The organism is Cellulosimicrobium sp. SL-1 (assembly GCF_011033075.1).
Classification (GTDB): Bacteria; Actinomycetota; Actinomycetes; order Actinomycetales; family Cellulomonadaceae; genus Cellulosimicrobium; species Cellulosimicrobium funkei.
Window position 1 is genome coordinate 70,708 of the sequence record NZ_JAACJC010000010.1, and the last position, 21,220, is coordinate 91,927.

The 21,220-nt window shown below is 75.1% G+C and carries 20 protein-coding genes; 9 read left to right on the forward strand and 11 right to left on the reverse strand.

What is annotated here, in order from left to right; translation table 11 throughout:
* The first annotated feature begins 46 nt into the window (after positions 1-46).
* The 3 genes from GWJ10_RS15775 to GWJ10_RS15785 are packed head-to-tail and all read left to right on the forward strand — an operon-like array spanning position 47 to position 4,630.
* Positions 47-994, forward strand: a complete 948-nt coding sequence (locus GWJ10_RS15775) for a MoxR family ATPase (RefSeq protein WP_232322796.1) — start codon at positions 47-49, stop codon at positions 992-994.
* A 1-nt stretch (position 995) separates the two neighbouring features.
* Positions 996-2,336, forward strand: a complete 1,341-nt coding sequence (locus GWJ10_RS15780; RefSeq protein ID WP_163188451.1) for a DUF58 domain-containing protein — start codon at positions 996-998, stop codon at positions 2,334-2,336.
* A complete protein-coding gene (locus tag GWJ10_RS15785; RefSeq protein WP_163188453.1) occupies positions 2,333-4,630 on the forward strand; it encodes a DUF3488 and transglutaminase-like domain-containing protein in 2,298 nt (765 codons plus the stop codon). Before GWJ10_RS15780 ends, GWJ10_RS15785 begins: the two co-directional genes overlap by 4 nt.
* Here the strand turns inward: GWJ10_RS15785 and GWJ10_RS15790 are convergent.
* Genes GWJ10_RS15790 through GWJ10_RS15800 form a run of 3 tightly spaced genes read right to left on the reverse strand, consistent with a single transcriptional unit; the run spans position 4,578 to position 6,750 of the window.
* Positions 4,578-4,973: a DUF3040 domain-containing protein gene (locus GWJ10_RS15790; RefSeq protein WP_031316425.1), complete on the reverse strand. Its 396-nt coding sequence runs from the start codon at positions 4,971-4,973 to the stop codon at positions 4,578-4,580. The genes GWJ10_RS15785 and GWJ10_RS15790 overlap by 53 nt on opposite strands.
* A gap of 37 nt (positions 4,974-5,010) precedes the next feature.
* Complete coding sequence (gene dinB / locus GWJ10_RS15795) at positions 5,011-6,267, reverse strand: DNA polymerase IV (RefSeq protein ID WP_061267578.1); 1,257 nt, start codon at positions 6,265-6,267, stop codon at positions 5,011-5,013.
* A gap of 39 nt (positions 6,268-6,306) precedes the next feature.
* Positions 6,307-6,750 (reverse strand): SAV_6107 family HEPN domain-containing protein, encoded by a 444-nt coding sequence (locus tag GWJ10_RS15800; protein ID WP_034655077.1) that lies wholly within the window; start codon positions 6,748-6,750, stop codon positions 6,307-6,309.
* Positions 6,751-6,830: 80 nt separating this feature from the next.
* Here GWJ10_RS15800 and GWJ10_RS15805 point away from each other — a divergent pair, with 80 nt between their 5' ends.
* Positions 6,831-7,886 (forward strand): fused MFS/spermidine synthase, encoded by a 1,056-nt coding sequence (locus GWJ10_RS15805; protein WP_163188455.1) that lies wholly within the window; start codon positions 6,831-6,833, stop codon positions 7,884-7,886.
* A gap of 87 nt (positions 7,887-7,973) precedes the next feature.
* Here the strand turns inward: GWJ10_RS15805 and GWJ10_RS15810 are convergent, their stop codons facing one another.
* The 5 genes from GWJ10_RS15810 to GWJ10_RS15830 form a co-directional block, all read right to left on the reverse strand.
* On the reverse strand, positions 7,974-8,177 hold the full coding sequence (locus GWJ10_RS15810) for a cold-shock protein (protein ID WP_034655075.1): 204 nt from the start codon (positions 8,175-8,177) through the stop codon (positions 7,974-7,976).
* Between the two features lie 303 nt (positions 8,178-8,480).
* Positions 8,481-9,407 carry a PAC2 family protein gene (locus GWJ10_RS15815; RefSeq protein WP_034655073.1) on the reverse strand — a complete coding sequence of 309 codons (927 nt, stop codon included), beginning with the start codon at positions 9,405-9,407 and terminating at the stop codon, positions 8,481-8,483.
* 111 nt (positions 9,408-9,518) lie between these two features.
* On the reverse strand, positions 9,519-9,959 hold the full coding sequence (locus GWJ10_RS15820; RefSeq protein ID WP_021482350.1) for a response regulator: 441 nt from the start codon (positions 9,957-9,959) through the stop codon (positions 9,519-9,521).
* Positions 9,956-11,626, reverse strand: a complete 1,671-nt coding sequence (locus GWJ10_RS15825) for an ATP-binding protein (protein ID WP_137280328.1) — start codon at positions 11,624-11,626, stop codon at positions 9,956-9,958. The genes GWJ10_RS15820 and GWJ10_RS15825 overlap by 4 nt, the downstream gene beginning before the upstream one ends.
* Positions 11,623-12,951, reverse strand: a complete 1,329-nt coding sequence (locus GWJ10_RS15830; RefSeq protein WP_346773839.1) for a fused response regulator/phosphatase — start codon at positions 12,949-12,951, stop codon at positions 11,623-11,625. Before GWJ10_RS15830 ends, GWJ10_RS15825 begins: the two co-directional genes overlap by 4 nt.
* Before the next feature lie 167 nt (positions 12,952-13,118).
* On the opposite strand from GWJ10_RS15830, the gene GWJ10_RS15835 reads away from it, so the two are divergent.
* The 3 genes from GWJ10_RS15835 to GWJ10_RS15845 all read left to right on the forward strand — a co-directional run bounded on the left by GWJ10_RS15835 (position 13,119) and on the right by GWJ10_RS15845 (position 17,186).
* On the forward strand, positions 13,119-15,359 hold the full coding sequence (locus GWJ10_RS15835) for an AAA family ATPase (RefSeq protein WP_163188457.1): 2,241 nt from the start codon (positions 13,119-13,121) through the stop codon (positions 15,357-15,359).
* Between the two features lie 88 nt (positions 15,360-15,447).
* The gene (gene serA / locus GWJ10_RS15840; RefSeq protein WP_021482809.1) at positions 15,448-16,647 is read left to right on the forward strand and encodes a phosphoglycerate dehydrogenase; all 1,200 of its coding nucleotides are present in this window, start codon (positions 15,448-15,450) and stop codon (positions 16,645-16,647) included.
* Positions 16,648-16,766: 119 nt separating this feature from the next.
* Positions 16,767-17,186 carry a pyridoxamine 5'-phosphate oxidase family protein gene (locus GWJ10_RS15845; protein ID WP_021482810.1) on the forward strand — a complete coding sequence of 140 codons (420 nt, stop codon included), beginning with the start codon at positions 16,767-16,769 and terminating at the stop codon, positions 17,184-17,186.
* A gap of 61 nt (positions 17,187-17,247) precedes the next feature.
* Here the strand turns inward: GWJ10_RS15845 and GWJ10_RS15850 are convergent, their stop codons facing one another.
* Positions 17,248-17,505 (reverse strand): DUF5302 domain-containing protein, encoded by a 258-nt coding sequence (locus tag GWJ10_RS15850; RefSeq protein WP_308200584.1) that lies wholly within the window; start codon positions 17,503-17,505, stop codon positions 17,248-17,250.
* 254 nt (positions 17,506-17,759) lie between these two features.
* On the opposite strand from GWJ10_RS15850, the gene GWJ10_RS15855 reads away from it, so the two are divergent.
* Positions 17,760-18,749 carry an aldo/keto reductase gene (locus tag GWJ10_RS15855; RefSeq protein WP_241005868.1) on the forward strand — a complete coding sequence of 330 codons (990 nt, stop codon included), beginning with the start codon at positions 17,760-17,762 and terminating at the stop codon, positions 18,747-18,749.
* A gap of 65 nt (positions 18,750-18,814) precedes the next feature.
* Here the strand turns inward: GWJ10_RS15855 and nrdR are convergent, their stop codons facing one another.
* Together nrdR and GWJ10_RS15865 are read right to left on the reverse strand one after the other, a co-directional pair.
* Positions 18,815-19,345: a transcriptional regulator NrdR gene (gene nrdR, locus GWJ10_RS15860; RefSeq protein WP_076406527.1), complete on the reverse strand. Its 531-nt coding sequence runs from the start codon at positions 19,343-19,345 to the stop codon at positions 18,815-18,817.
* A gap of 369 nt (positions 19,346-19,714) precedes the next feature.
* Complete coding sequence (locus tag GWJ10_RS15865) at positions 19,715-20,020, reverse strand: LysM peptidoglycan-binding domain-containing protein (protein ID WP_163188461.1); 306 nt, start codon at positions 20,018-20,020, stop codon at positions 19,715-19,717.
* A 405-nt stretch (positions 20,021-20,425) separates the two neighbouring features.
* On the opposite strand from GWJ10_RS15865, the gene lexA reads away from it, so the two are divergent.
* On the forward strand, positions 20,426-21,160 hold the full coding sequence (gene lexA / locus GWJ10_RS15870) for a transcriptional repressor LexA (RefSeq protein WP_163188463.1): 735 nt from the start codon (positions 20,426-20,428) through the stop codon (positions 21,158-21,160).
* The last annotated feature ends 60 nt before the right edge of the window (positions 21,161-21,220 follow it).

Below are 21,220 nucleotides of genomic sequence, written 5' to 3' on the forward strand. Positions count from 1 at the left end.
GCCCTCCGACGAGCCCGGGTCAGGACGCCTCGCCGGTCTCGACGAGCTGGTCGAGACCACCGGACGGATCCGCTCCGGAATCGAGTCCGTGGTCACCGGGCGACCGGACCTCGTGACCGTCACCGTCGCCGTCCTCCTGGCGCAGGGTCACCTCCTCGTCGAGGACGTCCCCGGCGTCGGCAAGACGACGCTCGCCAAGGCGCTGGCACGCACGATCGACTGCAAGGTCGGCCGCATCCAGTTCACGCCCGACCTCCTGCCGAGCGACCTCACCGGCGTGAACATCTACCGCGCCGCGAACCACGAGTTCGAGTTCCGGCCCGGCCCCGTCTTCTCCAACATCGTCATCGGCGACGAGATCAACCGCGCCTCCCCCAAGACGCAGTCGGCGCTCCTGGAGTGCATGGAGGAGGGCCAGACGACGGTCGACGGCACGACCCACATGCTCCCGAGCCCGTTCCTCGTCGTCGCGACCCAGAACCCGGTCGAGATGGAGGGCACCTACCCGCTCCCCGAGGCCCAGCGCGACCGCTTCATGGCACGGCTCACCGTGGGGTACCCCGACGTCGACGCCGAGCTCCGGATGCTCGACCGCCAGGAGTCGGACAACCCGCTCGCGCACCTGCGGCCCGTGACCACCGGGGCGGACGTGCTGCGGTTCGCCGAGGTCGCGCGCTCGGTCCACGCGTCCACGGCCGTCAAGCGCTACGTCCTCGCGCTGGTCACCGGGACGCGCGAGCACCCGGGCCTGCGCCTCGGCGCCTCCCCCCGCACGACGCTCCAGCTCCTGCGCGCGGCGAAGGCCCTGGCCGCGATGGCGGGGCGCGACCACGTCCTCCCCGACGACGTGCAGTACCTCGCGGTGCCCGTGCTCGCGCACCGGCTCGTCGTCACCACCGAGGCACGGCTCTCGGGCCAGGACGCCGAGGCCGTCGTCGCGTCCCTCGTGGCGCAGACGCCGATCCCCGCCCTGGACGCGACCGAGCGACGCTGACGTGCGCGGACCGTCGTTCCTCGCGCGGCTCCGGCGCAGGACCAGGAGCCTCGCCAGCGCGCGCCCGACCCGCCGCGGCGTCGTGGTCCTCGGTGCGGGCGCCGCGCTCGTGGTGCTCGGCGTCACGCTCGGCCTGCCGGACCTCGTCGGGCTCGGCGCGGCGGGGCTCCTCGCCGTGGGGGCCGCGTGGTGCTGGATGGCGGCCCGGCGCATCGACCGGGGGCGCGGCGCGCTGCACGTGACGCGCCGGGTCCAGCCCAACCCCGCCGTGCGCGGCCAGCTCACGACCGCGCGCCTGACCGTCGCGGCGGCGCGCACGACGTCGTCGACGGCCTCCACGCTCGCACGCCTGCGCATCAGCGAGCAGGCCGCGCACGAGCTGTCCGACCAGGGCTCGCTGCGCGCGCAGGTCGCGACGGTCGGCGACCACATCGCCGTGCGGTACCGCCTGCGGCCGCTGCGCCGCGGCCGGTGGCCGCTCGGCCCGCTCCTCACGACGCGGACCGACCTGTTCGGCCTCGTCAGCGCGACGCAGGAGCTCGGCGACCCGACGGCCGTGGCCGTCTGGCCGCGCACCGTCGAGCTGCCCGTGCGCGGGAGCCGCGCGTTCGGCGAGCACGAGCGCTCGGCCTCCGGCGCCCGGCTCGCGTCGAGCGACGACTCGGTCCTGCGCGACTACGTCGCCGGTGACGACCCCCGCCGCGTGCACTGGGTCAGCGCCGCGCGCCGCGGCCAGCTCATGGTGCGCTCCGACGAGAGCGCGGGCCTGCCACCCGTGACCGTGCTCCTCGACCGCGGCCTCCTGCCCCACCCGGAGCTCGCCGCGTCGAGCCCGCGTGCGCTGGCCGACGGCGAGTGGGCCGTCGAGTGCGCGGCGTCGATCGGGGTGTCGCTGCTCCAGGCGGGGCACCCCGTCCGCCTCGTCCCCACGTCGCTCGCCGCGGTGGTCTCCGGCACCGGCTTCCGCGTCAACCGGTCCGGCGAGGGCCCGGCCGACCTGCTCGACGCCACGGTCGACCTGCACGGGCACCAGGTCGTGGCAGACGCCGACCGCTCCGTCGTGACGACCTCCGAGGCGCTGCGACGCGACCGACGCCCGGGCGAGATCACCGTCGCCGTGCTCGGCCCGCTCGGCTCCGTGGCCCGGCACACCGTCGCCGCGATGGCCGGGGACGGCGTCCACCGCGCGCTCGTGGTGAGCACCCGGCCGTGGGCCCCCGAGCACGCCGACGCCGTCGAGACCGTCGCCGCGCTCCGCTCGACGGGGTGGCATGCCGCGCTCGTCGACCCGTCCGTGTCGCTCGAGCACGCCTGGACCCTGCTCGTGGAGGGCTCACGATGACCGCACCCCGGCCGGGAACCTCGGACTCCGCGGGCCTGCGCGTGCTCGCGACGAGCGCGCTCGTCGCCACCGCGGTCGTCGCGTCGGCGTACGCGCTGGGGAGCGTCGTCGGGCCGGGCGGCTGGACGGGCACGGTCGTGCGCGTCGTCGTCGTCCTCGCGCTCGTCACCGGTCTCAGCCGCTGGGCGCTCGAACGGAGCCACGCGGCGCGCGGCGAGGTGCTCGCCCCGCCGGCGGCGCTCCTGCCGTCGCTCGCGGGGCTCGTCGTCGGGCTGTGGGCCCTGCTCGGGCTGTACGGCGGGCCGACGGACCGGTTCTCGCTCCTCATCGGCCTGTCCAACGTGGACCGCGTCGTGTCCCGCCTGGGCACCGCGCGCGACCTCACGCTCGCGGAGGTCGCCCCGATCGACCCCAGCCTGCCCATCGCTCTCCTGGCGGTCGGCGGCGCGGTCGTGGTGTTCATCGTCGCCGACCTCATGGCCGGCGGGCTGCGGCTCGGCGCGGGGGTCGCGCTGCCGCTCCTCGCCCTGTGGGTGCCCGGGCTCGTCATCGTCGGCGAGATCCCGCCGCTCGCGTTCGTCGTGACGGTCACCGCCCTCGTGCTCCTCCTCGCGGTGGACAACCCGCACCGCGCCGTCCGCCGCGGGGCGTCCGCGCGACGCCGGGAGGACCGCGCCGCCGGAGGCCTGCGTGCCGCGGGCGCGCTCGTCGTGGCGGTCGCCGTGGCGGTCACCGCGCTCGGCCTCGGGTCGGCGAGCGCCTCGCTCCCCGAGGTGGCGTCGGCGTCGTGGTCGCGCCTGTTCTCCTCGACCGGCCAGACGGTCCGGCTCTCCGACGACCTGGACATGCGGCGCGACCTCGCCGAGCGCTCGGGCGAGGTGGTCCTGCGCTACCGGACCGACGGCGAGGGCGTCGGTCCCCTGCGGGTCTTCACGCTCACCGGCTTCGACGGCACCAACTGGCGCCGTGGCGCGGACCGCGACGGCACCCCCATCGACGGCGGCGAGCAGGTCCTGTGGCCCGACGACCCGGGCGCCACCGGGGACCCGACGTCGCTGCGCGTCACGCTCGAGTCGCTGCGCGACACCAAGCTGCCGCTGCCGACCGAGCCGCGCGCCGTCGGCATCGACGGCGACTGGGCGTACGACGACGTGCGCGACGAGGTGCTCGGCGAGCAGCCGACGGGCGCGGGCACGTCCTACGAGGTCACGGTCTTCCCGCGGCCGCTCGACGCCGACGCGTTGCGCGGCGCCAGCGGCGCGGACCCCGACGACCCCAACTACCTCGACGTGCCCGCGACGGAGCACGAGCAGGACATCCGCGACCTCGCGACGTCCGTCGTCGACGGCGCGACGACGCGCTACGACCAGGCGCTCGCGCTGCAGACCTACTTCCGCGACATCTCGCAGTTCACGTACTCCACCGAGGTGCCGCCGGGCACCTCGGGCGACGCAGTCTGGGACTTCCTCCAGGACCGGACGGGCTACTGCGTCCAGTTCGCGACGTCGATGACGATGATGGCCCGCACGCTCGGCATCCCCGCGCGGCTGGGCGTCGGGTTCCTGCCGGGCGAGCGGGTCGACGAGTCGAGCTACCAGGTCACGGGTCGCGACTCCCACGCATGGCCCGAGCTGTACTTCCCGGGCCAGGGCTGGGTGCGTTTCGAGCCGACGCCCGCCCAGCAGACCGGTCCGACGCCGACGTGGGCCACCCCGGTCGCCGTCACGCCCGGCGGCCCGGCAGACCCGGGGAACGTCCCGACGCCGGGCGCCACCACGGCCGCGCCGTCAGCGCCGGCGACGCCGGCACCCACCGCCCCGGGGGCCGGCACGACGGGCGGCACGCAGGAGGACTCCACCTCGTGGCCGCTCGTCGTGGGCGTGGCGCTGCTCGTCGCGGCGGTGCTCGCCGCAGGGCTGTGGTTCGTGCTGCGCCGACGCACCGAGGCGGAGAGCCTGCGGGACGCCGAGGACGCCTGGGCCGAGCTCGTGGCACGGCTCGGTGCGCTGGACGTGCGGTGGCCGTCGTCCACGACGCCGCGCCGCGTGCCCGCCGTCGTCGTCGCGACCCTGCAGGCGCGACGCGGGACCGATGCCGGGGACGAGGACCTGGCCGAGGCGCTCACGGCCCTCGCGGCGGCGCTCGAGGCGGAGCGCTACGCCCCGCGTCCGCGCGAGACGGTCACCCCGGAGCGTCTCCAGGCGCTCGTCGACGCCGCCGTCGAGGGGATCGAGAGGTCGCTCAGCGACCGTCCTGCTCGCGCCGACGGTCCCAGCGCTCTTCGAGTCGGCTGAGGAACGGCTTGCGCGAGGTCCTGCTCGCTGCGGCCGGCCGGACGGTGCCGTCGGCCTCGACGGTGCCGACCGGTCCCTTGCGGGAGGCGCGCGGTGCCTGGAAGACCAGCACGACGCCGGCGAACATGAGGACGAAGCCGATGACGCCGAGCCAGGTCTGCGAGAGCGCGGCGCCCAGCACCAGCAGGAGCAGCCCTCCCACGACGCCGACACCGGCCAGGACGTAGCGCAGCGCAGAGCGACGTCGAGGGGCCTGGAGCGTGTTCGCCAACCGCGGATCGTCCGAGGTGAGCGCGCGCTCCATCTGCTCCAAGACCCGCTGCTCGTACTCAGACAGAGGCATGAGCACCCCGATTCTCCACGGTGGTCGTGTGACACCCTCAGGATAGATCGACATCCGCGGGGGTGGTAGTCGAGCGGGCCCGGGCGGGCCCCATCGCGATGGATCTCACCCCGAAACGGCCGCGGACGGCGTCGACGGCCTCCTCCGCGCGCCGTCGGACGGCGTTCGTCCCCACCACGGCCTCCTCGAGCGTGGGCTGGACGACGGCCTCCGCGCGCGGCTCGAGACCTTCCGCACGCACCCCCACGAGCCGGACCGCGAGCCCTCGCAGGTCCACCCCCGCGACGAGCTCGCGCGCGACGAGGTAGATCTCGCGCGCGACGTCCGTCGGGGCGCCGAGCGTGCGGGCGCGCGTGACCGTCCGGAAGTCGCTCGTGCGGACCTTCACGCTCACCGTGCGGGCGACGAGGCCCTGGTGCCGGAGCCGCCCGGCGCACCGGTCGGCGAGCTCGAGCACGCGCGCCTGCACGGCGGCGAGGTCACGCAGGTCGTGCTCGAACGTCGTCTCCGCGCCGACGCTCCGCTCCGAGCGCTCCGGCTGGACGGGGCGCGGGTCACGACCCCACGCGAGGTCGTGCAGGTGCGCCCCGGACACCTTGCCGACCGCCGTCTGCAGGGACGCGACGTCGGTGTCGGCGAGCTCGGCCACCGTCCGGATGCCCCACTGCGCGAGGACGGCCTCCGTGCGCTCGCCCACGCCCCACAGCGCCCCGACCGGCAGGGTGCGCAGGAACGGCACCGTCGCCGCGGCGGGCACGAGCAGCATGCCGTCGGGCTTGGCGTGCGTGGACGCGAGCTTCGCGACGAACTTCGTGGTCGCGATCCCGACCGAGCACGTGATCCCGTGGTCCGCCTGGACCCGACGCCGCAGCGCGGCCGCGATCCGCGTGGGCGGCCCGAGGCGGCGCCGCGCGCCGCTGACGTCGAGGAACGCCTCGTCGACGCTCACCTGCTCCACGAGCGCGGTGATCTCGCCGAGCGCGGCCATGACCGAGCGCGAGACCTCGTGGTACCGCGTGTGGTCCGGCGGCACGACGACCGCCTGCGGGCACAGCCGGCGTGCGGTCGTCATGGGCATCGCCGAATGGACGCCGAACGCGCGCGCCTCGTAGGTGGCAGCCAGGACGACTCCCCGCTCGGCAGCGCCGACGATGACCGGCCGCCCGACGAGCTGGGGACGCCGCGCGAGCTCGACCGAGGCGAAGAACGCGTCCATGTCGACGTGCAGGATCGAGCAGCCGCTCTCATCGTCGCCCCAGTCCCGGCGGACGACGGCACGAGGACCCCGGCTCATCGGGTGCTCACCGTGCCCGCGGGCCGACCGGCCGGGTCGTCACGACGCCACCGTGCGCAGCCCGGGGAGCCGGACGAAGCCGGCGTCCGGGTCGACCAGCATCGCGACCTCGTCGCGGAAGTCCTCGGCGCACGCGACGAGCTCGTCGGCGCGACGCGGGTCGACCTCGTCGAACCGCCCGGCGTCCACGGCGGCGCGGACGCGCGCGCCGCTCGCGAAGTACACGGACCACGCGGCGAGCGCGGGCTCGGCGTCCGCGAGCTGCTCCCACACCGAGCGGGCGCGCCCACGGCGCACGGGGCGCGCACGGAGCGCGACGACCGCGGCGGCTGCCCGCAGCGCGCCGAGGTGGGCGTGGACGAACCGCTCCCCCGCGTCCTGCGCGAGCGCCGCCGCGACGAGCTCCGCGTCCGCGCGGGCGAGCAGCCGCCGGACCTCGGCGGGTACCACGACCTGCGCCCTCGCGCCTGCTTCGTTCGACATCGCGCACCTCCTGCTCCACTATCGAACACCTGTTCGATCCTGTCAACGTGCCGGACGCCGACAGCCCGTACCGTGGGCACATGGCTCGCCGTACCTCCCGACGCCCTCCAGGGTCCTCCGCACCACCCACACCACCCCGGCGTCGGGGCCCCGCGCGTGGTGGGCCTGCGGCGTCCGACCTCCCGGACGAGCCCGTCGCGACCACGACGGGCACCGCGCGCGTCGAGCGCGACCCCGACCGCCCGTCGGCGGTCACCCTCTACGTCAACGGGGTGCCGAGCTCGTACCTCGACCTGGACGACCCCGGGATGCTCGCGTTCGAGTACATGCAGCAGATGGCCGCGGTGGTCGACGAGCTCCACCCCGGGCCCGTGCGTGCGCTGCACCTCGGGGCCGCCGGGTGCAGCCTGCCGCGCTGGGTGGAACACACCCGCCCCGGCTCGACGCAGCTCGGGGTCGACCTCGACGCGCGCCTCCTGGAGCTCGTGCGCGCCTGGTTCGACCTGCCGCGCTCCCCGCGGCTGCGGCTGCGGCCCGACGACGCCCGGCACGCGGTGGAGGGGTTCGCCGACGCGTCGTTCGACGTCGTGGTCCGGGACGTCTTCCACGGCGACCGCACGCCCGACCACCTCGTGACCCTCGGCATGGCCGAGGAGGTGCGGCGCGTCCTGCGACCGGGGGGCGTCTACCTGGTCAACTGCGCGGACCGGCCGCCCCTCGCGTCGGTGCGGCGCGAGCTGGCGACGCTCGCGGCCGCGTTCGGGGAGGGCGCGGGCGCCGGCGCCCTGGAGGAGGGGCGCGTCGCGGCGATCGCCGAGCCCGCACAGCTCAAGGGCCGCCGGTACGGGAACGTGGTGCTCGCCGCGGTCGCGCCGGGAGGCGCCGGCCCCGGCCTGGCCGGCCCGGGCCTCGCGCGCGCCGTGCGCTCGCTGGCCGTGCCGGCGCGCGTCCTCGTGGGGGGCGAGCTGCGGACCTTCGTCAGCCCGGCGGCGCCCCTCCTGGACCCCACGCCCGCGGACCCCACGCCCGCGGACCCCGGGTCCGCCGACCCCACGTTCGGGGGACCCGCTCTCGGGGACGCCACGACCGCGCGGCCGGCGACCGACGAGCGCGCGCGGGCGCCGCGCGAGAGCTGACACGCCAGGAGCCGCGCCCCCGGGAGGGGACGCGGCTCCTGCGCTGCTGCTACGACCGGGCGACCCGACCGCAGGACGTCGTGGACGTCAGAGCGGGCGGACCTTCTCCGCCTGCGGGCCCTTCGGCCCCTGGGTGATCTCGAACTCGACCCGCTGCGCCTCGTCGAGCGTGCGGTACCCGTTCGACTCGATCGCCGAGTAGTGCACGAAGACGTCGGCACCGCCGCCGTCCTGCGCGATGAAGCCGTAGCCCTTCTCGGCGTTGAACCACTTCACAGAACCCTGCGCCATGCTGTTCCTCTGACCTTCTGTCCATCCGGGGACATCAGCAGGCGGACCCTTCGTCCACCCCGTGCGCCGCAATGCCATGTCCCACGTCCTTCGCCGGCATCCCGACCGTGTGCGGCCGGCGAGACCCGACGTCGGGCCGCCCCGCCGGGCGGACCCACGTTCCGGCCCTGTACCGGGTCGTGCGCAAGTACGTCACTGCAACGGGTCACAGTGTGGCATGGACCACGTCAGGTCCGCCATGGAGAACGGGCCCTCTCGTGCCGATTTTTCGGCACATAGTCCCCGGCTCTGCAGCGGGCGCGGTCACTCCCCCGACTGCTGCGCGAGGAAGCGCTCGAACTCCGCGCCGAGCTCGTCGGCCGTGGGGATCGGCGCCGACTCGGCGAGCAGGCTCGTGCGCCCGACCGAGCGGGCGAAGGCGTCGTACTGCTCCTCGAGCGCCCGGACCACCGCCGCGACCTCCTCGGAGTCGCGCACCTGGCGCTCGACCTCGGTCTTCGCGTCCTGGACCGCCTCCGCGAGGCCGCCCGTGGCGAGGTCGAGACCCGTCACGCGCTGGACGTGCTCGAGCGCGACGACCGCCGCGGGCGGGTACGACGACTGGGCGAGGTAGTGCGGCACGTGCACGGTGTAGCCGACGGCGTCGTGGCCCGCGCGCCCGAGCCGCAGCTCGAGCAGCGCGGCGAGGCTCGCCGGGACCTTGACCGTCCCGAACCACGACGTGTGCTCGCCGAGCAGCTCGGGGCGCGTGGCGTGCGCCGTCACCGAGAGCGGCCGCGTGTGCGGGATGCCCATCGGGATGCCGTGGAAGCCCACGACGAGCGAGACGCCCAGGCGCTCGACGACGTCGCGCACCGCGGCGACCACGCGCTCCCACTGGACGTCCGGCTCGGCGCCGTGCAGCAGCAGGAAGCCGGTGCCCTCGGCGTCGCGCACGTGGTCGACGACAAGGTACGGCTCGTCGTAGTCGGACCAGCGGTCCGTGCTGAAGGTCATCGTGGCCCGCTTCGAGCGGTAGTCGATGAGCTGGTCGGCGTCGAACGTCACCAGGCGGGTGACCTCACCGATCTCCAGCAGGTGGTCGACGGCCACCTCTCCCGCGCTGCCCGCGTCGACGAACCCCGCGACCGCGTGCAGCAGCACCGGCCCGGAGCCCGCCTCGGGCGGCGTGGGCCACAGGCGCGCCACGGCCTGCTCGTCGAGCTCGTAGATCCCGCGAGGGTCCAGCATGCATCCTCCTCGTCACGTCCTTCGCCCGTGCGCCGCCGGTGGCGCGCTGCGGGCCTGACGAGGTAACGCGACCCGGGCCGGGGATCATTCCCGGCCGGGCGGTGGCGGCGGTCAGCGACCGGGGAGCCGCACCACGGAGACGAAGAAGTCGTCGATCTGCCGGACGACGTCGATGAAGCGGTCGAAGTCGACGGGCTTGGTCACGTAGGCGTTGGCGTGCAGCGAGTAGCTGCGCACCACGTCCTCCTCGGCCTCCGACGTCGTGAGCACGACGACGGGGATCTTGCGCAGCGCGTCGTCGGCCTTGAGCTCGGCCAGGACCTCGCGCCCGTCCATCCGGGGCAGGTTGAGGTCGAGGAGGATGAGGTCGGGCGTCGGGGCGCCCGCGTGCTCGCCCTCCTTGCGCAGGAACTGCAGCGCGCTCACGCCGTCGGACACCACCGAGAGGCGGTTGGTGACCTTGTGGTCCTCGAACGCCTCACGGGTCATGAGCACGTCGCCCGGGTCGTCCTCCACCAGGAGGACGTCGATCGGCTTGCTGCCGTGGCTCATGCGGGGCTCTCCTCGTCGTCGGGGCGCGCGGGGGCCGGAGCGTCCGGACCGGCGCCGCCGGGGTCGGAGCGAGCGTAGCCGACCTGCGCCTGGACGTAGGCGTGGGCGAGCGTGAAGCGGATGGTCGTGCCGCCCTCGCGCGGCTCGATCCAGATGCGCCCGCCGTGGTACTCGACGATGCGCTTGCACAGCGCGAGGCCGATGCCCGTGCCCTCGTACACGTCCTTGGCGTGCAGGCGCTGGAAGATGACGAACACGCGGTCGGCGTACTGCGCGTCGATGCCGATCCCGTTGTCCTCGACCGACAGCTCCCAGTGGGTGTCGCGCGCGAGCACGCCCACGTGCACGGCGGGCGCCCGGTCGGGGTGGCGGAACTTCAGCGCGTTGCCGACGAGGTTCGCGAGGAGCTGGTGCAGGAGCGCCTGCTCTCCCACGACGACGGGGAGCGGGTCGTGCGTGACGCGCGCCCCGGACTCCGCGATCTTCTCGGAGAAGTCCTCGAGCACGCCCCGGAGCTCGTCCTCGAGGTCGACGTCGACGCGCTCGGTGCCCGTCCGGCCGACGCGGGAGAACCCGAGCAGGTCCTGGATGAGGCGCTGCATCCGCTTCGCGCCGTCGACCGCGAAGTCGATGTACTGGTCGGCGCGGTCGTCGAGCTCGCCCCCGTAGCGCTTCTTGAGGAGCTGCGTGAAGCTCGCGACCTTGCGCAGCGGCTCCTGGAGGTCGTGCGAGGCGACGTACGCGAACTGCTCCAGGTCGCGGTTCGAGCGTTCCAGCTCGCGCGCCTGCTCGGCGAGCAGCTCGTGCGAGCGCGCCGCGTCCTCGTGCGACGCCTTGATCTCCGCGACCTGGCTGACGAGCTCGACGCGCATGTGCTCGACGTCCTGCGCGAGGTCCGCGATCTCGGCGGGCCCGGACGTGACGACCGGCTCGTCGAGGCTCCCGGAGCTCACGCGCCGCACGCGGTGCGCGAGCTCGGCCATGGGTTCGGTGACCCAGCGCTTGAGGCAGACCCACAGGATGATGCCGACTGCGAGCGCCGAGCCGACGAGGACGAGGACGCTCCCGAACAGGGCGCGGCTCCACCGGTCGAGCGCGTCGAGGCGTTCGACGCGCTCGTCGCGCAGCTGGTCGACGTACTGCGCGGTGTCGGCGCGCGCCGCCGCGAAGAGCTCGGCGCCGCGCGCCTGGTCGACGGCGCGCACGCGCCCGGGGCCCTGGGCCTCGGTGGTCGCGATGGCGGGCTCGGCCGCGTCGGAGACCCAGGCGCGCACCGAGGACTCGGCCTGGGTGAGCGTCCCGGCGAGCTCGTCGTCGAGGCCGAGGCGGTCGACGAGCGCGGCGTCGGGGACGACGCCCTCGGCGTCGACGCCCACCGCGCGCGTGTAGGCCTCGAGCGCCGTCGCGTCGCCCGTGGCGACGTAGGCGCGCACCGCGACCTCGGCGTCGAGCAGGCCGACGTACGCGCCGTCCGCCTCGCTCACCGCGTCGAAGAACGGCCCGGTCACGTCGGTCTGGAGGGTGAGGACGCGCGACAGCGCGATCGCGGACGTCGCGAGCACGCCGAGGAGGATCACCCCGGCGACGACGAGCGCCCAGCCGAGCCGCCGACGCAGCGTCGGGGCACGACGCTCGCCCGCGCGCCTGCGGTCGCCGGCGGCGCTCAACGGGCCCACTCGTCCGAGTCGGCGAGGGTGGCCGACCGCTCGCCCGGGGAGGTGCCCTTGCCGTCCCACCCGAGCACGAGGAGGGCCGCGTCGTCCGCGAGGGGGCCGCCGTGGAGGTCGCGCACGCGACGGAAGACGCGCTCGACGACGCCCTCGACGCCCTGCTCCAGGGCGCTGTCGACGGCGCGGCGCAGGCCGTCGACCCCGACGCGCTCGGGGCGGGTCCGCGCGTCGCCCGCCCCGGCTCCCGCGACGGTCGCCTCGACGAGGCCGTCGGTGTAGAGCATGAGGGCCCAGCGCTCGCCGAGCTCGACCGGCTGCGACGTCCAGCCGCCCGCGACCGGGATGCCCAGGGCGCGGCCGCGCGACGTCGGCGTGATCTCCGACGCCGTGTCGCGCAGCAGCAGCGGCGCGAGGTGGCCCGCGAGGTAGACCTCGGCGCTGCGGCGGTCCGCGGAGACGACGACCTGGCAGAGCGTGACGAACACCTCCGGGCGCGCGCGCTCGGGCACGAGCACGCGCTCGAGCAGCGGCAGGATGGCCTCCGGCTGGGTCTCGCTGAGGACGATGGTGCGCCAGGCCGTGCGCAGCGTCGCGCCGAGCGCGGCCTCGTCCGGGCCGTGCCCCGCGACGTCCCCGATGACGCACAGGACCGTCCCGTCCGGGCGCTCGACCGCGTCGAAGAAGTCGCCGCCCAGCAGGCCGTTGCCGCCCGGCACGTAGCCGACCATGACGTCGAGGCGGTCGTCCTGCACGAGCGGGGTCGGCAGGAGCGCGCGCTCGAGGCGCGCCGTCTCGGCCGCACGGACCTCGCTGCGGTACAGCGCGCGCTGCTGCTCGACGGACATGCGGCGCTGGACCGCGTAGCGCACGGACCGCCCCAGGAGGTCGCCGTCGACCTCCCCCTTGACGAGGTAGTCGTCGGCGCCCGCGGCGACCGCCTGCACGCCGAGGTCGATGCCCGAGTGGCCGGTCAGGACGACGAGCGCCGGCGGCCGCGACCCCGCGCGCACGCGCTCGACGGCGGACAGGCCCACGGAGTCGGGCAGGCCCAGGTCCAGCAGCACGCAGTCGACGTCGTGGGAGACGACCATCTCGAGGGCGCCGTCCAGGGTCGTCGCGCGGTGCAGCTCGACCTTGAGGTTGCCGTCGGCCAGCAGCTCCTCGACGAGGATCGCGTCCCCGTCGTCGTCCTCCACGAGCAGGATCCGGAGCTCGTCCGTCGGGGCCAGCACGGCGCGCCCCGGGTGCGCCTGGTCCGGTCCGGCGGCGTCGTCGCCGCGCGTGGAGGGTCGGCCCGGGGCCCGCTGCTCGCTCCCGGTCACGACGCCCGTTCCCCTCTGGTCGCCATGGGCCACGATCCTAGCCGCAGGCGCGCGTCCGGCCCGGTCACGGCGCCGGGACGCGCCGGTCGTCGGTCACCGGGACGGTCGTCGTACGCCATAATGGACGGCCGCGCGGGCGGCGCGGCGCCGGTCGAGGAAGGGACAGCGTGGGACGCAACGACGAGCTCCGGCTCGAGCAGGAGGTCGTGGACACCCTCTACGCGCGCCTCGACGAGCTGCGGGCGGCCGCCCGGGCACGCCTCGACGAGGTCCGACGGTCCGGCCCGTCGGGCTCGCCGCAGAACCGCAGCGAGCGCGACGCGTTCGCGACGCTGTACGAGGACCGTGTCGCGCAGCTCGACGCGGTCGAGGACCGCCTCGCGTTCGGCCGCCTCGACCTCGACGACGGCACCCTGCGCTACGTCGGGCGCATCGGCCTCACCGACGAAGAGCACTCGAGCCTCCTCACGGACTGGCGCGCGCCCGCCGCCCAGGCGTTCTACCGCGCGACGGCGGCCCACCCGGACGGCGTCGTGCGCCGTCGGCACCTCGTGACGCGCGGTCGTGCCGTGACGGGGCTCGAGGACGAGCTCCTCGACCTCGACGCCCCCGAGGCCGTGACCGGCACGACGCTCTCGGGCGAGGGCGCGCTGCTCGCCGCGATGGCTGCGGGCCGCACAGGGCGCATGGGCGACATCGTCGCCACGATCCAGTCGGAGCAGGACGCGATCATCCGCTCCGAGCTCGCGGGGGCGCTCGTCGTCCAGGGCGGGCCCGGCACGGGCAAGACGGCGGTCGCGCTGCACCGCGCGGCCTACCTGCTGTACGCGCACCGGCGGCTGCTCGAGCGCTCGGGCGTGCTGCTCGTCGGCCCCAGCCTCTCCTTCCTGCGCTACATCGACCAGGTGCTGCCGTCGCTCGGCGAGACCGGCGTCGTGAGCACGACCATCGCCGACCTCCTGCCCGGCGTCGTCGCCGACGGCGAGGAGGACCCGCGCGTCGCGCGGGTCAAGGGCCGGGCGGTCATGGCCCGTGCGGTGCGCCGGGCCGTGCGCGCCCGCGAGCGCGTGCCCGCGGCCGACGTGCCGGTCCGGCTCGACGGCCACGACCTCGTCATCCGCCGCCGCGACGTGCGCGACGCCATCGCGAAGGCGCGACGCACCCACAAGCCGCACAACCTCGCGCGCGTCACGTTCGTCCGCGAGATGCTCTCGCGCCTCGTCGAGCAGTACGGGCGCCAGCTCGGCGAGCCCCTCGTCGGCGAGGACCGCGCGCTCGCGCTGGAGGACCTGCGCTCCCACCGCGACGTGCGGGTCGCGCTCAACCTGGCGTGGCTGCCGCTCACGCCCGAGCGCCTCGTCGAGGACCTGTGGACCAAGCCGCACCGGCTCGCCGAGGCCGCGCCCGAGCTCTCCCCCGAGGACCGACGGCTCCTCGAGCGGGCGAAGGGCGCGCCGTGGACCCCCGCGGACGTGCCGCTCCTCGACGAGGCGGCGGAGCTCCTCGGCGAGGACGACCAGGCGGAGCGGGCCGAGGCCGCCGCGCGCGCGGCGCAGCGCGCGCAGGACCTCGAGTACGCGCGGCAGGTGCTCGAGTCGTCCGGTGCGGGCGGCGGGATCGTCGGCGCCGACGTGCTCGCCGAGCGGTTCGCCGCGAGCGGCCCGCGCCTGACCACCGCCGAGCGCGCCGCGCAGGACCGCACGTGGACCTACGGCCACGTCGTGGTCGACGAGGCGCAGGAGCTGTCCGCCATGGCGTGGCGCATGCTCGTGCGCCGGTGCCCGACGCGGTCGTTCACGGTGGTCGGCGACGTCGCCCAGACGTCCTCGCTCGCGGGCGCCCGGTCGTGGAAGGGCATGCTCGACCCGGTCTTCCGCGACGCGTGGCGGCTCGCCGAGCTCACGGTCAACTACCGCACCCCGGCCTCCGTCGCGGACGCGGCCCGACGCGCGGCCGTCGCGGCCGGCCTCCCGGTCTCGCCGCTCACGTCCGCGCGCGACGTCGAGGACGCCCTGCGCGTGGTCGAGCTGGCACCGGGCGCGCTGGAGGCACGTGTCCGGGCGGAGGCCGAGGCCGCGCGCGCCGAGTTCGTCGCCGCGGAGTCCGGCCGCGTCGCCGTCGTCGCGGCCGCGCCCGCGGTCCCCGCGCTGCGGGCCGCGCTCGGGCTCGCCGACGCGGGCGGCGAGGACCCGGTCGTCGTGCTCGACCCGGTGCAGGTCAAGGGGCTGGAGTTCGACGCCGTCGTGCTGGTCGAGCCCGCCGACGTCGCGACCGGGCCGTCGGGCCCGTCCGACCTGTACGTCGCCATGACGCGGCCGACCCAGCGGCTCGTCGTCGTGCACACGCGCGCGCTGCCCGCCGGGGTCGCCCCCGCGCCGTCGGACGACGCAAGGGGCGCCGGAGCCTGAGAGCGGTCGGGTCCGGGCGCGGGGTCACCTCGTCCCGAGGGTCAAGACCCGTTTGGTCCGGACCGCGGGACGGGCGCACCATGGGGACGTGCTACGCGCCCTCCTCCTCGAAAACCTGCACCCCCTCGCCGCCTCGAACCTCGAGGCCGCGGGCATCGACGTCACCGTCCGCACCGGGGCCCTCGACGAGTCCGAGCTGATCGAGGCGCTCGACGGCGTCCACCTGCTCGGCATCCGGTCCAAGACGAACGTCACGGCGAACGTGCTCGAGAACGCTCCCGACCTGGTGGCGCTCGGCGCGTTCTGCATCGGCACGAACCAGATCGACCTGCGCTCGGCCGCGACGCAGGGCGTCGCCGTGTTCAACGCGCCGTTCCAGAACACGCGCTCCGTCGTGGAGCTCGCGCTCGCCGAGATCATCGCGCTCACGCGCCGCCTCACCGAGCGCGACCGCGCGCTGCACGAGGGTCGCTGGGACAAGTCGGCCGAGGGCGCCCACGAGGTCCGTGGCCGCACGCTCGGCATCGTCGGCTACGGCAACATCGGCACGCAGCTCTCGGTGGTCGCCGAGAACCTCGGCATGTCGGTCGTGTTCTACGACACGGCGGAGAAGCTCGCGCTCGGCAACGCGCGCCGCATGGACACGCTCGACGAGCTGCTCGAGCAGGCCGACGTCGTCACGCTCCACGTCGACGGGCGCCAGGGCAACGCCGGGCTGTTCGGCGCCAAGCAGTTCGCCCGCATGCGCCCGGGCTCGATCTTCCTCAACCTGTCGCGCGGCTTCGTGGTGGACTACGGCGCGCTGCGCGAGGCGATCGTCGAGGGCCGTGTGGCCGGTGCCGCGGTCGACGTCTTCCCGCACGAGCCCAAGCGCAAGGGCGACGCGTTCGACTCCGAGCTGCGCGGCCTGCCGAACGTCATCCTCACGCCGCACATCGGCGGCTCGACGGAGGAGGCGCAGGAGGCGATCGGGCAGTTCGTGTCCGCCAAGCTGCGCGACTACCTCACCACCGGCTCCACGACGCTCAGCGTCAACGTGCCGAACCTCGCGCTCGAGCAGACGACGGGCATCACGCGCATCACGCACCTGCACCGCAACACCCCCGGCGTCCTCGCCGCCGTCAACGCGACCCTCGCCGAGCACGGGACGAACATCGAGGGCCAGCTCCTCGCCACGCGCGGCGAGATCGGCTACGTCGTCACCGACGTCGGCTCGCGCGTGGAGCCCGCCGTCATCGAGGCGCTGGCCGCGATGGAGCAGACGATCGCCCTGCGCATCCTCGACTGACGCAGCCCCGCACCCCGGGACCCTTCGCCGCGCGCGGCCCGTCCGCACGCGGCGAAGGTCCTCGGCGGCCGTGACCTTCGCCGCTGAGCGCCGCTCGCGCGCCGGTGCCACGATGAAGCATGACCGGATACTTGCACGACGCGCCGCAGATCCTCGACGCCGACGCGTCGTGGGACCTCGTGGAGGGGACCCACGTCGCACGCCTCGCCGTGAGCGTGCGGGGCGAGCCGGACATCTACCCCGTCACCGTGCGGGCGCACGAGCGCACGCTCGCGTTCCGCACGGTCCCGGGCACGAAGCTCGCGACGCTCGCGATCAACGAACGGGTCGCCCTGGAGTGGGACCACGTCGACGACGACGGGGCGTGGAGCGTCGTCGCGCGCGGCACCGCCCACCGCCTGCGCACCGAGCACGAGGTGGATCCCGTCCGGGAGGGTGCGGACCCGCTCGTCCCGACCGTCGACGTCCCGACCGAGGAGTGGGTCGTGGTCGAGGCCCACGAGCTCACCGGGCGACGCTTCGCGCGCGCGGAGCCGTAGACCCCCCGACGCACGACGTCCGGCCGCCCCGCAGGGGACGACCGGACGTCGGAGGTGGCGCTCAGCCGGACTTGCGGCGGAACGTGCGCTGGACCGGTCCGACGGTCTCCGAGCCGTGCACGGAGCCCGTGTTCGACTCGCCGTCCGCCGTGCGGTGGCGCGCGGCGTTCTTCCGGTCGAGCGCCTCCCGGAACTTCGCCTTGGCCTCCTCGGTCGGTGCGGTCTCTGCAGCGGGTCGCTGCGGGTCGGACGCCATGGCGGTCTCCTCGTCGACGGGGAACTCGGTGGGGTACTGCGGTCGGCCCGACGCTGCGGGCACCCCGCCAGCGTCCCCCACCGGGCGGTCCGACGCCACCTGATTTGTCCGCTCGGCCCGGCCGTCCCGGCCCTGCGGGCGGTGGCGCAGGCGAACGCGCTGCGAGCGCCCTCGACCGCGCGGCGAACGCCGTCGGGTAGCGTCGGGACGTGTCGCCCGATCCCACGCCGCAGGCCTCCCCCGCTCCTCCCCACGCCACAGGCGCTCCCGCGCCGGCGCGCGCCGAGCTCCCGCACCGCACGCTCGGCCGGAGCGGCCTGAGCCTGCCGGAGGTCGCGCTCGGGCTCTGGCAGAACTTCGGCGTCGCCGACTCCTTCTCGACGCAGCGCGAGATCGTGCTGCACGCCGTCGACCGTGGCGTGACGCACCTCGACCTCGCGAACAACTACGGACCGCCCGGGGGTGCTGCGGAGGAGTCGCTGGGCCGGCTGCTCGCGCGCGAGCTCCGACCCGTGCGTGACGAGCTGGTCGTGACCACCAAGGCGGGCTACCGCATGGGACCCGGCCCCTACGGCGAGGGCGGGTCCCGGAAGTACCTGCTCTCGTCCCTCGACGCGTCGCTGCGCCGGCTCGGGCTCGACCACGTCGACATCTTCTACTCGCACCGCTACGACCCGTCCACCCCGCTCGAGGAGACCATCGGTGCGCTGGCGACGGCGGTCCGGTCGGGGCGCGCCCGCTACGCCGGCATCTCGTCGTACTCCGCCCGGCGCACGCGTGAGGCCCTGCGGGTCGCGGCCGACGTCGGGGTCGAGCTCGTCGTCACGCAGGTCTCCTACTCCATGCTCAACCGGTGGATCGAGGCGCCCGACCCGCACGACGAGGCGGGGGCCACCGTGCTCGACGTCGCGGGCGACGAAGGGCTCGGCGTCGTCGCGTTCTCCCCGCTCGCCCAGGGCATGCTCACGGACCGCTACCTCCACGGGGTCCCGGACGGGTCGCGCGCGGCGCGCGGCGGGCCGCTGCGTCCGGCGTTCCTCTCGGAGAAGAACCTCGACCGCGTGCGCCACCTCGACGAGCTCGCGCGCGCCCACGGGCGGACGCTCGCGTCCACGGCGATCCGCTGGGCGCTGCGCGACGAGCGCGTCACGTCGGTCCTGCTCGGCGCGAGCTCGACGCGCCAGCTCGACGACAACCTCGCGGCCCTCGACGCCCCCGACCTCTCCCCCGAGGAGATCGCGGCCGTCGACGACCTCCCCGTGGACACGGGCATCAACATCTGGGCGTCGCGGTCCAGCGACCTGTAGCCGCCTCCGGCTGCGGGGCCCCGCATCCTGGGACCGGAGTCACGAGGCGCGGAATCTCGTGAGCGTCAGGCCTGGGGTGCCGCCTCGCGGTCGGTCGCGGCGTCGTCGGCGGCCTCGGGCGCCGCACGGCCCGCCGCCGCCTCGCGCTCCTCCCGGTCGACGCGCAGCGACGTGATGGCGCTCTCGAAGTCCTCGAGCGAGTCGAACGCCTGGTAGACGCTCGCGAAGCGCAGGTAGGCGACCTCGTCGAGCTCGCGCAGCGGCCCGAGGATCGCGAGGCCGATCTCGTAGGCGTCGAGCTCGGCGCTCCCGCTCGCGCGGATGGTCTCCTCGACGCGCTGCGCGAGGACGGCGAGGTCGTCCTCGTTCACCGGGCGCCCCTGGCAAGCCTTGCGGACGCCGTTGACGATCTTCTCGCGCGAGAAGGGCTCGGTCACCCCGGACCGCTTGACCACGGACAGGCTGGCGGTCTCGATCGTGGTGAAGCGGCGGTTGCACTCCGGGCACTGGCGTCGCCGGCGGATGGAGGCACCGTCGTCGGACGTGCGGGAGTCGACGACGCGGGAGTCCGCGTGACGGCAGAACGGGCAGTGCATGGCGGGGCTCCTCCGCGGGTCGCGCCGACAGGTCGGCGCGACGAACGTATGTCGTCGCGGGCGCGCGGTGCAACACGCCGACGGCGCACCCGACCGTGGACGGCAGAACGGGGGCGGTCGAAGTCGACCGCCCCCGTCGGGACGCCCCCGTCCCCATCTCGCGCGCGACTCGCCTCGCGCGCGGCGACGTGCACAGGAGTCGCGGTTGTCCGCGCACTCCTCGCCTCGTCCGCCCAGCCCCCCAGCCGGCGTGTGAGGTGCCACTAACTTAGGCGGACCTAACGGAGCGGCGCAACCCTCGGCCGCAACCTGTCGCGCGTCGGCACCGTGTGCTGCGTCACAGGTCCTGGGCCACGGCCGAGCGCCGCGTCACCGCTCGGCGACCGGGAGCAGGATCGTCTGGCCGGCCTGCACGCCCGACGACGACAGGCCGTTCAGCTCGACGAGCCCGCTGACCACCTCACGGAGATCCTCGCCCGGGGCCGCGACTCCCTGGGCAAGCTCCCACAGGGTCTCCCCCGTGCTCACGACGTGGACCCGGACCTCGACCGGCTCCCCGGGCCCGCCCGCGACGGCCAGGCCGACGCGCGCCGCGAGGACGAGCACGACGGCCACGAGGAGCACGAGGACCGCACGGCCGCGTCGCGTGAGCCGCAGCGGTGCCTGCGGGCGCACGCCTCGCTCCGCCGCAACGCCCCGCCCGAGCGCGGGCGGCGCTGCCGTCGCCATCGCCACCGTGCCCATGTCCCCTCCGTCCCGGCCCGCGAGCCCGATCGCCTTCCCCGGTCGATCGGACCCGCGTGCCCGTCTCATCTCCACGCCGACCCGCTGCGGTCGAACACCTGTACGTAGAACATCTGTACGAAGGTCTATCACGAACGACCGACAGAGTCGAGACATGCTCGAACAGGTGTTTGATTCGTGTCGCATCCTCCCCTAGCCTGGGCTCAGGTCGGTTCGCCGGACATGTCCGCTCGGACCCGGAGGGGCGACCGAGCTCCCGGGGCGCACGCTCCGGGGAGGGGAGGCCGCAGGCCCGGCTGGCGCCGGCGGCACGCGACGGACGAGGGCGGAGCGACCATGGCGGGACGAGGCACGGACAGGGCACGGGGGCTCGCCGAGGTGCGCGAGCTGCCGGACGGGTCGGCAGGGGGTGACGGGCTCACCCCGCGCCAGCGGCTCGTGCTCGAGACCATCCGCGCGTGCGTCGAGCAGCGCGGCTACCCGCCGAGCATGCGCGAGATCGGCGAGGCCGTCGGGCTCACGAGCCCGTCCTCCGTCAAGCACCAGCTCACCACGCTCGAGCGCAAGGGGTTCCTGCGGCGCGACCCGAACCGTCCGCGCGCCATCGAGGTGGTCCAGCCCGACGACGCCCGCCGCGCGGCCCCGCTCGCGCCAGCTGGCACGGCCCCCGAGCCGGCGTACGACGAGGCCCACCCCGCGCCGTCGTACGTCCCCGTCGTCGGCCGTATCGCCGCCGGTGGCCCGATCCTCGCGGAGCAGGTCGTGGAGGACGTCTTCCCGCTGCCGCGCCAGCTCGTCGGCGAGGGAGAGCTCTTCCTCCTGCGCGTGCAGGGCGACTCGATGATCGACGCCGCGATCTGCGACGGCGACTGGGTCGTCGTGCGGCGCCAGCCGGTCGCGGAGAACGGCGAGATCGTGGCCGCGATGATCGACGGCGAGGCCACCGTGAAGAGCCTGCGGCGCGCCGACGGCCATGTCTGGCTCATGCCGCACAACGCCGCGTACGACCCGATCCCCGGCGACGACGCCCAGGTGCTGGGGCGCGTCGTCTCCGTCCTGCGCAGCCTCTGAACGGTCCCCGAGCGGCTCCGGGCGCCCCTGCGGGCAGGCTCCGGACAGCACGAGAGCCGG